Source organism: Flavobacterium olei (assembly GCF_039749035.1).
Classification (GTDB): domain Bacteria; phylum Bacteroidota; class Bacteroidia; order Flavobacteriales; family Flavobacteriaceae; genus Flavobacterium; species Flavobacterium olei.
In genome coordinates this window covers 288,301-301,297 of the sequence record NZ_JBDKWC010000004.1, presented here as the reverse complement: position 1 = coordinate 301,297, position 12,997 = coordinate 288,301, and the positions used below count along the sequence as shown (strand labels likewise).

Genomic DNA, 12,997 nt, shown 5'->3' with positions numbered 1-12,997 from the left:
AATTAATCAAAAGTCATGATTCTGCTCTTGTAAATAACAGAGAGAAGTCGGGCAAGAAACTTCAGTTATTTATAAACCATATTTTCCCATGTAGTCATATTCACCCAATTGTCTAACTAATTCTTGTTTGCAACTTACCTGTTAAAATTGAATTTTCAAAATAATATGTTCCACTAATTTCTAATCTTCCAAGATGTTCATTTTCGAAAGAACGGCCACCAATTACTTGTTTTTCCCCTAATACTGTCCAGACAATTTTCAAATTATTATCCCTCAAAAACTTCAAAAAAGAATCCTTTCGAACAAGCAAGTACGACTTTGAGTCATTGTAAACGTTTGCCGCAAAGCATTGTATCTCATTATTACCATTAATAAATTCTCCCTCTCTTTTACTGTAATTTAATTCCATACCATTATATATTATTGTGTTTGGTTTTAAAAAGCTAATTACTTGCTCTTTAGAATTGTCAAATTCTGCTTCCCATAAAAATGATATAGCTGTAACATTTACCTCTGCTATATAATCTCCTGACTCCTTGTCGTACACTTCCCTCCATTCACATCCTCCATAATATTCACTCATAAAATGATTCTGAGCTGGTGACCAATAGTATTCCCTACTAAACATTTCGTATCTATCGCCGCTTTCAGGCATCCACCTTCCCGAGAAATCCTGCTGAATTGCCCAATCTTTAAATGAAGTGTAATCATCTTCCTTAACTAGATAACTTCTAATATGACACCAAAGCTCTTTATGAGGCTGATCCCATTTTTCTTCACCAATTTTTTTGGGTTCTGACCACGAGGGATAACCTTCCAATATTAGCCATTCTTCGTTGTTATCGTCTTTCAGTTGGATGATATCTTCCATAGCAGGCAAGGTAGCTGAGTCATTTACCCAGTTTTCATTTGTACAATCCCAGTCAAATATTTTGTTGTTAACCCACCAAAATTCTTGTGACTGTTCATCATCGTAGCTTCCAGTTTCACTAATTAACATTGTCGGATCAATATCTCTATCATATGGATCCCAAGGTCCCTCATATGGTTTTTCTTTCTTACCTCCCCATCTTTCACGTTTTATAAAATTATCAGATAACAAGGCCATATATTCATAATATGCAATCCATTGATATTTTTTTCCAATTCTTTCATGGGGAGTTGTACTTCTTCCTCTACCAGTGCCAATTTCTTTATCAAACGAAAGATGCAAATCAGGATTCCAGCCCAGTTCTATAACCCTTGTTAGGATTAATCTTTGAGCAATCCTTAAATCAAAATATTCTGCAGTATTTATAATCTTATGATTATGATCTAAAAACGGTTCTACTTCATCCTCATATTCCGCCAACAATTCACCATGTATTAACTTTTTAAAGTCATTTCTATATTCCTCTAATTCCTCTTCTGTTTTTCGACCAACAGCAATTTTAAACTTAATTTTACCATCTCCTATCATAAAATCATCTTTAGGATCTTCAGTTATTATAGGATTAAGTTTCTTCAATAACTCCAATTGCTCTGAATTTAATTTACTTTTAAAATGTTTGTAGACTTGTCTTCTATCGATAGGAGCTTCCCCTATTTTGCAACCTGACCAATCAGAAAAATTACTATTTGTACCAATTGTATATCTTGAAAAATCACCAAAACCCATAACAGAGCTCCATATATGATAATATTTTTCATTATCATATTTTTCCTTCAAATCTTCCAATGATGGAATTGATTCTGGCCAATTACTAAAATACGGAGGGCGAACCTTTGATAATTCAAAACTTAATTCTATACCAAGATAATTGGCATATTCAATTATTCCTCTAGCATAATCTCTTAATAATATGTGCGGAATTACACCTTTTATATCATTAAATACAGTTTCGAAAATATGCTCACTTACTTCTTTAATTTTTTCTTTTTGATTTGTTCTTATTACACATCCATAAGCAACAGCAAATAGTCGTTCATAGACAAAAGGATCGTTAACTTGTTCAAATAGTTTTAAAAGTTGCACCAATATATCAAGTCTTTCTTCTAGTAAAGAGACCAAAGCTTTAGTAGAACAATCCCTTAGTTTTCTATTAGTAGAAGTATGAAACCATGTCAAAGTGATACAACTGAGTAATATGGATTCGTCAGAAATGTGCGATTTGTCTGTTTGATTCCATGACCAATCAATGAGTCTTTTTACAGATGATTCATTTGTATATTTGTATTTAAGAGCTTGTGTCCAGTTCGCATCTCTCTCAGCAAGAGAGAAATTAATTAAATAGTTATGTAGAAAATGAGCATTAAAATAATGTTTTGGAATTCCCGTTGCTGCAAGAATAGTTTCCCAAAAAAGATCGTGAGTACCATCATAAGAAAAAACATATTTATTTACATATTCTTCTGATTCTTCATTGATGGTATCGAACTTTCGCCAAAGTAAACTTTGAACAAAAGATTCGACTACCGGATATTTATCTTTCAGCTCTGGAATAAGAGTATAAAATTCATATCCGTTTTTCTCAGGAACCTGAATTGAAAAAGCTTCAATTAATCCTTTATATCTGTAAATTTCATTTTCACCTCGTACTAAATTATAGAATTTACCGTCTTCTTTGAACTCTTTCTCTAAATCAGGAAATTGTTCAAGTAAATATTGAACAGTTAGGTGGTCTTCAAATCTCTCATATGCTAAATAAACTCCTTCCTCATAATTATTATCTTCTTTCCAAAAAAGATTCTTTGATAGTACACCTTCGGTAATTAGTTCATCTATAAAACCTTTTTTATCAATAAAACTTGAAATGGACTCGTTAACCAATTGATAAGCTAATTCATATGGAATATATCTAAGCTGATTGTCAACTTTGCATTTAATTAATGCATAAATAGATTTCTGCACAAGGTTCAAGCTATCTGAGTATCCAACTCTCTTTGGCTTTGATAAAACAATATTTACGTTTTTTACAAAAAAGTTGATAATTGAGGAAATTCCCTGAAGACCATCAGGAATACGTGTTAATCCAGCTTTGTTAATTCCATCACAAAATAGTTTTAAGAAGAGTGGATTTTGAAACTCGAGATGTAGTAATGGTACATTAGGCAATTCAATTTTATAATTATCAAAAAATAATTTGCTTGCTTCATATTCACTATTCCTAAAACCATAGTGTTGATGTTCTAGTATACCCAGATTAGACCTTTCTTCCTCAGGAAAAATTATTTTTTTGTATGAAGTTCTTACCGTCAATACAAGCCCTAGCCAATTGTATTTTTTTATCTCATTAATAAAGCTTTTTACATACTCATTCCAGAAGTAATTACCTTTCCCTTCATTGATAGCGTCAATAAAAAGAACTATTCTCTTTCCTGACTCTTCAGCCCGATGATTTATTTTGTTTAGAAAATCTTTAGCTTTAGAATTAATTTGAAGTCTTTTAAAAATTTGCGTCCATGGGTCTTCTTCTGTAACGAAATGTTGTCCGAGAAGAAAAACACTCTCGTGTCCTTTATCAATTCTTCTTGAAATTATATCTCCAATCAAATGAGATTTCCCAATACCAGCTTCACCATCTAGTAGTAAAAAAGGATTATTTGCAAGATCGATCGAAGAACTATGAAGCAAACGTTGAAAAGAAGAGAGCTCTTGCTCAAATTCTCTAATGTTTCTTAATTCAGAAGCGTACTTATGATAATATTGGTAATCATTTTTTTCTTTTTGTACTTTACGTTCTTCAGAAATGTAATAGTTATAAATTTGTTGAACGGAGCTATAAGCTATATCATGCAAGCCTTCAAACTCATTTACTGGAATTGGAGTAGTTCCCAAGAAATCAGTATTATGAAACAACTTATATAAGTCATCAAAGGTATTTTCTAAACTCTCAAGACTTTCCTTAATTTCAAGTTGATTCTTTAAAACTTTTTTACCTTTTATAAGAAACTCATCAAACTGCTTTGTCACTTTTCTTTTAAAGTCTTCGGTTCTTCCCAGCCCTTCGAAGATTTCTGATACTTCAAGTTTTACATTTATTTCAGGCGTATACCTTTTGCTAAGGTCGACGATAGATGATTTGCATTGTTGGATGAACCATTCCTCATCAGGCTGAAAAGTCAATTCAGAGCGGAGGGCTTCAATCGTGGAACTTATAGTTTCAATTTTACTCTCTATTCTATTGATTCCTTCTCCTAAATCAAAAATCTTAGACTTATAATTTTCTTCAATAAACAGCTTCTTAAGCTTATTGTCACTTTTAATTTTTTTTATAAATATTTCATAAAACAAAACCAAGTCAATTGTACTAGGAATTATAATATTAGAATTAGTTTCTAATAATTTAATGACCGAATTATAATCTGCCTGTGAATTCGTGAATAGAGTATACTTGTTTAGCTCACTAAACAAAATTTGCGAATGATAAAAAGGAAATTTATTAGAGTTAGTTTCAATTGATTTTTCTAACTCAAATTCCTTTATGGTCTCATATATTATTTCAACCAGCTTATTTTGATAGCTTTTTATTGGAAATATAAATCTCCTAAATCTTCCATACCCTTCTTCCTTAATAAATTGATCAACAAATTTAATAGATACATATGCTATTACAGTAATTGATAATGGTTCCATCTATTTTTTTTCTTTGTTAAATTATGTAAATCTCCACAGGAATGCAAAACGTGTCCAAGTTTTGTATGTATAGAGATTAAAGATACATGTTTTCTCTTTAAATTTTTTCTGATAAATTTATCCGTATCGTTTTTCCAAAAACCAAGTAGAAATACCTGTTTTTGAAATATTCATATTTTTAAACTGTTTTTGATTAGTTTTATAAGCACTAAACAATAGTAATTGACGGGAGCCACTTACTCGAAAGGAATTCGTAACAGTTAACAATTTCCTAATAAAAATCAGCTACTTTTTAAATTAATCCTTTATGAAGATTCAAAATAACAAAACAAAAAAAATTAGTATCGTAGAGGACTTGGATACGCTTCTAAAGAAAAGAAGCGGCGGATCAGTTAACTTTAGGGGTATTCATTATCAGATTCTGTATTCCTGCCATCTGATCCTTAAAAATCTAAATGATTCATCAAAAAAGGAAAGCATAATGCTTGAAGGGCTTGAAGATATCGATTATAAAAATATTTCAGTAACCGCAAACTCTTCGGAATTCATACAATTAAAGTCTTCGGATAATAAATTAAATGCAGGTGATTTTTGGACCATGAATGTACTTCAGAATTTCCTGAAGGTATATCTAGCACAAAATTCAAGTAAGTTCAGACTGGTTTATAATTTTAAAATAGCAGACGGATCTTTGAGTCACCTTTTTGAAAACAAGCACACAGCAAGTTCTCTTGAATACTGGCAGACAAAGTTAGAGAGCAGTTGTGACATTACGTTTGATTGCCAGGATTTTTTTAGTAAAATTTCCTATGAAAGAATCTCATTTGATGAAATTTCAAATAGTATCATTCAATGCTTATTTAAACATTGGAACATTAATCCCGGAACAGAAAGACAATTTATAAATGCATTAGTCAATAATGTACTGGAATGGTCAAAGGAACGAAAGACTATTAATCATCAGAATGTCCGTGCTCTTTTTGAAGATGTTAAAGATTCGTATTCCAAGGCTGTCCAAAATGAAGCTGTAAAAAATAATTGGATCGAGCGTGTCGATTATACCAAAGCTCCTTCTCCTTCTGAACTCTTAAATTATTATGATGGTAAAGCGGCTAAACCGTACCATATTTCCAACGGGCTACCTGTTCAAAGAAAATTCTGGGAAAAAAAGATAATTGAAACATTAAAGACAAATGATGTTGTATTAATCAGATCTTCCAGCGGACAGGGCAAATCAACTCTGGCCTGGCAGACCGGCTATTCACTAAGGGAAAAATACAATATTTATCAGCTTCATATTTCAAAGAGCTGGGAGCAGGCAAACTCAGCTATGGAATTCTTACAATCAAGGGTTTTAATCGGAGAATTTCCAATTGTAATAATAGATGGGCTTGATAATGATCTAGATCACTGGCAGATTCTTGTTGAGCGTACATCCTTGCTGCCTGTTCGCTATATCATTACCTCAAGACATGAAGACTGGACACGATTTGGCGGTGATATTTCAACCATAAGCTTACAACCCGTAGATATTAGTATTGGGAGAGAAGAAGCTCAGGAAATCTATAATCAATTAAAACAAAAAGGCAAGCTGCATGAAGAAATTAAAGAATGGCAGCCTGTCTGGGAGCAGGTGTTGGAGAAAGGACTCCTGATTGAATATACCTATTTATTGACAAGAGGTGCAATGATCAGCGAACGTCTTGGATCGCAGATTAAAAAATTAAAAGATGACAGAAGTCCGGCAGCTAAAACTGAAATTCTAAGAATTGTATCTGCCGCTGATTGTCTTCAGCTTAAGATAAGAACAAAAGACTTAATTAGTTACATTGATAAATCTGTCACATTTTCTAACCAAGATCGCGGGGAAGTACTGCACGAGCTTCAAAACGAGTATTTTATTAATTTTGACAGCAAAAATATTGAGGGACTGCATCCTATCCGTTCTACTCATCTGCTTCAGCTATTGCACAAAACGCTGGCTCTGCCGGATACTTTTATTAATCTTTACCAATTATTACACGATTCCGACAAGCAAAATTTCTTCCAGAATGCAGCTCTTTTAGTCAAAAAAGAAGAATCTTTTGAGTTCTACAATAGCATATCAGAAGTCCTGAGCCATGGAACTTATATGGATATGGTGTATGCCCTAAATGGTGTTTCTCATACCGAACCTCAAAAATACTGGCTCGAGAATCAAAAGCAGTTTGATGACGCCTTTAAAACCGGAGCATTGGATTTGTTTATAATGCATACTATACCAGGCAAGCAAATCGATACCTTTGATGAACTCATAAAAATTATGCCAAGTCAGTTTACTGCAAATATGACCAAGCAGAGAGATCTTCTAAAAAAATTATCAAAATATGATTTTAAGGGAGGTGATATAGATATTTTAGCAACTGCCCTAATCGAGAAAATCAATAACTCTAATTCTTTCAAGCCATCATATTTGGGTCTTGGTCATTTAGCGAAATGGTTTACAAAGCTTGATCTAAAAATAACTATTCCATTTGACAAAAATTTCTTATCCGAAAACTTAAAAAATCTTACTATTGCAGAAGCAGTAGGACTTTTTCAATATGCCTATCTTTCAAATCCTTCACTTTATGAAAAGTATGTTTTGGAGAATAAACAAACTATTATAAACTATCTTAGAAAAAATACTGAATCATTAAGCATTAAAGAAAATGACAACCATATTGATATACAATATATATGGGATGGTGAATCATCACAAACAACCGTCAATCAAAGCATGAAAAGGATTGAATATGTTTATAATTTTCTACCATATTATCAAAAATACAATACCCAGCCTATAATACTTCCTTTCCCAACTGAAGAAATCATCAGGGTTACCAGAAGTGATGGCAGCAAAAGCATCAGCCCTGAATACATACCAGATTCCTCCGAAGCTTCATATAGTAATGTGTGGATTGAAACAATCAGCAGAAATTATAATGAGAACTCAGCTTTTGAATGGCAGAAAAAAATTCTGCAAATACGAACTACAGCTGTGGAATGGTGCAAAAGTGTCCTGCGGATCATTGACTCATCTTTTGAAGGAAATGTGGCAAAAAGAAACAAGGAAACAGAAATCTATGTGCTGTCCAGCGAGAAACTAAGCGCTTCAATGACACCCATAAAGCCATATCCAAAATTTGCCAATACGATGCCTGATAAAGCCGACTTAAAGAAGGCAGAACAATCAATCACTTCGTGGTTCGGTACAATTAGGAATTCTAATTCTCAATTTATAAACTTATTTAATCCACAAGGAGAAAATGACCAGCATGTTGCCTCAAACAACTTTAAGTCCATTTTCCTAAAACTTACAGAAATGCAGACTGCTTTTCACGATATAGAAAACCTTACCGCTGTTCACTTTGATTCCTTATCAGTAGATAAAGATGAAAACATCATATATGAGCGGCTCTACAAAAGTATAACCTACTTAATGAATCATTTTCCATTCAGCACCCAGGTTCCTGTCAAAATTGGGCGCTTGGCTATCGAGAAGTGGTATATGGAATTTCTGAACAGCGAAATGAATGAGCTGAAAGAAATTCTGGAAACAGCGACTGTGGAAATCGGCTATGATTTCATACTACCCAAGAGAATTAATAAAATGGAAAGTGCTGCCACAGTGATAATCGGCATTAAAGATTTTGATTTCGCAAAAGAAAACAACATCTTTCTACTGGCATATGCACTTCGAGTCTTAGCTGATTATCCAGCCTACTTTTTCTCCATACTATCTATCCAAAACAACATAGCTGTAAACGGATTTAGATTTAAAAAGGATCTTTTTGAAATTTTAAATGATTTTGATGACACTAAGTTTGAAGATTTAAATTTAAACCTCCCTTTACCTATAATTCCAGATCAGGAGCATGCTGAGATATTAAATGTCGAAATAAAAAAGCAGGTTACAGAGTCTTCAGCGGATCTCAAATATAGAATTTTATTAGAATTATGGAAATTATCGCAGGCAAGATCAATATTGACCGGCCATACTACATTTGAGAGTGAATGGCTTGAAGAGCTTGAAGACAAACATCTTCAAACAATCGAAAAAAACATTAAATTAATTCCTGAAAGCGACATTAACGATAGTTTTATAAACTGGTATGAAGAAAACCAACATTCAAAAAAGCTATGGTCAGATCAGGATATTATTTCTAAGATTATTGAAGCTGCCCAGCAAGAAACAAATCAATAGAGCTATTAAATAACACAAAACGTGGAAGGAAACATTCGGGACTAAGTACCTATCACCATATAAATACAATTACTGTTCCGCCCCAGATGCAGGAGCGCATTAAAAAGTCTACCTCCCATTCTATGTCTTCTAATATATTCATATAAACAATTGAAACAACAATTATTGCTGCAAAAGAAAAACAAATTAAATCCAAAGCTAAAGTAGTGCGTCTGTTATTTTAGATCTTACATTTCATTTAAAGTTCTCCATTTTGATTCTCGATAATACTCATTAGGTATGATTCGCTGTGGTCGATAACCAGTTCAGTCCAAAGCGGAAGGTGGTCGGACATCTGAAATGTCTTCCATTCTTTAAAGTAATATTCCTGTAATTTGTCGTCATCTTGAAGTTTACCGTTAAACTTATTAATTGAAGACTCAAGGCTATTGACAATCGAAGTGTTAGGTTCAGTTTTTGCCTTCTCTTTTTGAAGGCCTAATTCTGTATCCGCTTTCTGTTTCTCTAGTATCTTGACAATACTGGGTTTGAAATATTCAAAATCTTCTGCTCTAAAAATTTGTTTATAATAGTCATAACATCCTGAACTCTTACTGTTTTCACCAAGCCTAAAATGCTGGCTGAATTTCGAGTAAAAAGCAATCTGGTCATAAAATTTGGTACGCAACATATTACTACCCAGCGTCAAGTTCTCGATTTCAGCAGGAATTTCAAAACCATTGTTTCTCAAAGCATTCATTGTAGCATGATCACGATCTATAATATTAAAGTCGCCGAGTAATATCAAATTTTCAAGATCACTGTCTGCCCGCTTTCTAAGAAAAGCCGATAAACTATCAATCTCATCAATCCTGCGTTGCAGATCTTCACCGGTATCACTGCCGAAATAAATATGAGCAGTACATAGACTAAATTTTGACCAGCCAGACTGAAATGAAACCATAAAGGGGGTTCTCGCAAATTGAGCACCTTTTAATATTGGATTATTTTTAGGGAGCACAATTTCACCGGCAACTTTTTTAAAGCTTACTCTTCTTTTGTCATAAACAAAAGCCATACGTTCCATATTACCGCCTGAGCCTTCAGTCACATCAGTGCATATAAAATCCCAATCCGGCCCAAGAATATACATCAATTTAGAAAGCCCCGACATGTCCTTATTAACTTCCTGTACAGCTATTAAGTCAAAAGCAGATAGAATTTCAGCTATGTAATAGAAAGATTCCTTTAAACGATAACCATGTCCGAATTTGTTAGAATTGAAATCCCGTATATTCCAAGTAGCAATCAGTAAATTACTGTTAGTCAGTTTCTCAGGCACATAACTGCATATGTCCTTTTTTAAATCGATAAGATGCTTAACCACTTTTTCCCTTTTAGAAACATCGAAGTCCGTTTTTAATCCATAGTATCTCATAAGTGCTCTTTTTATTTATGTTAATTCTCATCTTATTGATTAGGTATATCTTATGGGGTTCAACCCGACTATTGCAATTAATAAAATCAAATACTGGCGCACTACGATAATTAGAAGAAGGGATCGAGAAAATGAAACATTCTAATGAGTATGTTCATACACATGTCGTCAAAACTAAATCAAAACTATATACCAGTTTTCGTACTTAATGATCTTTAAAATTTAGAATCTGTTTGTATAAATAATTTACTACTCAAAAATAATACAGATACCAATAAACACAACAAGTATAAATACTTGTTTTTCAAACAGATAATAATAAAGGTGCTAAATAGCACCTTCATCTGCAAAGGAATAATAAGTTTCAGGAGTAATGATCAAATGATCCAGCAGTGCAATATCAAGTATTCCGCCGGCTTCTTTGACTTTTCTGGTTATCTGTTTATCAGCTTCAGAAGGTCTGATCTGTCCTGAAGGATGGTTATGAATCATAATCAGCGATACGGAATTGGCCTTAAGTGCTGCTGCAAAAATCAGTCTGAGGTCAACCACAGTGCCAGAAATACCTCCAGAAGATACTTCGTAAATACCAAGCACTTTATTGGACTGATTTAAAAGCATGATTTTAAACTGCTCGAAAAATTCTATTGTATCAGGATTCCAGGACTGGAGCGCCAGCTGGTAAACCGTCTTGGAAGAATTGATAAAAGGTCTTTCGGATGCTTTTACTTTTGTTTTGTAGATAAGTTCAATTTCTGCTACCTGATTCCAGTTCTGAAGTGTTTTTGAAGTTTCCATGATTTCTAAAGTTTTAAGATTAATTATGGAACCTCGGCCGGGAATGAGAAAGCGAGCGAAAAAAGCAACGCAATAAAGCAGGTTTTTCACCTGCATTTATGGGGGAATTTTTTTCGGCGAACCGACTCTCCTTCCCGAACTTTGTTCTGAAATTAAGCCTGAACCCCTGAGACAATACCCCCGCCTTTAAGTGTCTGCTCGCCAAAATTTAACATTTTGTTAAAAAAAAGCCGAAAATTAATTTTCGGCTCTGACTGTTTTTTTATTTTTTATACGCTTTTTAATCTGATACAGGTTCTGATTCAAAAGTTTTAGGATCTGTTTGTGATGCGGTGAAACTTTGTTTTTATTTCCCCTGCACTGCACAATTTCCAGTGAGGGAAGTGCTACCTCTATGGTCTCTACGGGCTTGTTTTCAAATTTTGCAGAAAGAATAAGGGAGCTTTCCTTTTTATGATATTCGTTGGTAAATAAGCAGTGTCTGAGCATATCACCCTCTTCGAGAAAATCCTGCACACTTTCCATAACACTTATACTGATATTTTCCTTTGTGAACTCGAGTCCGAAAAACTGTTTTTTCTGCTTTTCATAGATCATCTGCGCTTGCTGTATTTCCGAGCGGAGTTCCTTTATTTTAAGACGTCTCTGAATCCTGCGTTTGCGCTCAACTAGCCTATCATGCTGTTCAGATAAGTTTTCAGGACAGACATTCTCTGCAATGCTTAAATCCATTTTAAACCATCTCAGCAGTGAGATGTAATCTTCCCACAGCGTAAAATCTGACACCTTATAACTGTTTTTTAAACACGTTTTAACCGCCTGCCAATTCTCTCTGATATACTGCGCGCGCGACAGCAGATAATGCTTCAAAAAATCTGTCTGTCCTGCTTTAAGGAGCGTCTCGGCATATGAATCTTTCAAAAGAGCCGTAAAAAGCACCTGCGGGGCAATGGTGTAAAAACTGCCTTTAAAGCCGTTTCTTTTCAGGACATCAAGCACTTGTCTTCCTGCATAAACCTTATAAGGATTAATGCGGTATTTGGGAGAATCCTCAAAATTTGGGGGACGGATTTCAAGGGGCGAGTAATATTTCCAGGCATCATAGTTATTTGAAAAAACGTTGGTACCGAGCGAGAGTGTACGCACCTCCCCTTTTGGATTTATCCAGTGCTGTATGACTTCTTTGTGAAAGTAAGTCGGCATGAAATTCTTTTTCATATTTTTATGCGAGCAGATAATACGCACTACCTGAAATCCTGCGCATACACTCAAAATAGCCCAATACTCTATTTCTTTGAAATGCACCTGATTGTACTGCTGTATTTTGAGTTTTCCCCTGCATGCTGTGCAGTTCATATAGTTTTTGCAGGAGGCTTTCTGCGCGTCAGGTTTCCAAGTATGGGTGCATTCCAAACAATGGAATTTTCCCCTTGAGAGCACAGCCCATTTCAGGAAAATATCTCTTTCCGCTCTCCTCTGCATGTTTTCTGTTACAGGTTTAAGGGAGACGCTCAGCGCTGTAATCTGCTTTTCGATGATGGTTTTAGGTATCATAGGTCAAAGAGTGTTAAGGTTTTTGGTGCGGGTTTTAGAGCAGGCACTTCCGTTTTTGGAACGATGCTGTTTTGGGGAACGTCGGATGCGGAGCTAAACAAATCAGCCTTTTCAGGGGGATTTACCACCACCCTGCATTGCAGAGGCTCAGGCTGAGTAATACTGTCATCGGTATAATATTTGACCGCCATGTCAAATATTTCAGAATCGTCAAAGGCGCAGAATCCGGTCTTTTTCACCTCTGCAAAAATGTAATTGAAACAGCTCTCCAAGTTTTTGGATGCTTTACTGAAGTTCTGCGCAAAGGCGGTATCGCCCTGCGCAGTTTCACTCAGATAATTTTCTATAACGGTTTTAAATTTTTCTGAAGCTTTCATAAAAGTTGATT

The 12,997-nt window shown here is 34.4% G+C and carries 6 protein-coding genes; 1 reads left to right on the top strand and 5 read right to left on the bottom strand.

Annotated features, from left to right (window positions below; genetic code table 11):
* Positions 1-112 precede the first annotated feature (112 nt).
* A complete protein-coding gene (avs2, locus tag ABEB31_RS12220) occupies positions 113-4,615 on the bottom strand; it encodes an AVAST type 2 anti-phage system protein Avs2 (RefSeq protein ID WP_347051904.1) in 4,503 nt (1,500 codons plus the stop codon).
* Between the two features lie 307 nt (positions 4,616-4,922).
* On the opposite strand from avs2, the gene ABEB31_RS12215 reads away from it, so the two are divergent.
* Positions 4,923-8,840 (top strand): P-loop NTPase, encoded by a 3,918-nt coding sequence (locus tag ABEB31_RS12215; RefSeq protein ID WP_347051903.1) that lies wholly within the window; start codon positions 4,923-4,925, stop codon positions 8,838-8,840.
* A 238-nt stretch (positions 8,841-9,078) separates the two neighbouring features.
* On the opposite strand, the gene ABEB31_RS12210 is transcribed toward ABEB31_RS12215, so the two are convergent.
* The 4 genes from ABEB31_RS12210 to ABEB31_RS12195 all read right to left on the bottom strand — a co-directional run bounded on the left by ABEB31_RS12210 (position 9,079) and on the right by ABEB31_RS12195 (position 12,986).
* On the bottom strand, positions 9,079-10,257 hold the full coding sequence (locus ABEB31_RS12210; protein WP_347051902.1) for an endonuclease/exonuclease/phosphatase family protein: 1,179 nt from the start codon (positions 10,255-10,257) through the stop codon (positions 9,079-9,081).
* A 327-nt stretch (positions 10,258-10,584) separates the two neighbouring features.
* On the bottom strand, positions 10,585-11,055 hold the full coding sequence (locus tag ABEB31_RS12205; protein ID WP_347051901.1) for a JAB domain-containing protein: 471 nt from the start codon (positions 11,053-11,055) through the stop codon (positions 10,585-10,587).
* Between the two features lie 237 nt (positions 11,056-11,292).
* Positions 11,293-12,609 carry a PcfJ domain-containing protein gene (locus ABEB31_RS12200; RefSeq protein ID WP_347051900.1) on the bottom strand — a complete coding sequence of 439 codons (1,317 nt, stop codon included), beginning with the start codon at positions 12,607-12,609 and terminating at the stop codon, positions 11,293-11,295.
* Entirely contained in the window at positions 12,606-12,986 is a 381-nt protein-coding gene (locus ABEB31_RS12195; RefSeq protein ID WP_347051899.1) for a PcfK-like family protein, read from the bottom strand. The genes ABEB31_RS12200 and ABEB31_RS12195 overlap by 4 nt, the downstream gene beginning before the upstream one ends.
* Between the last annotated feature and the right edge of the window lie 11 nt (positions 12,987-12,997).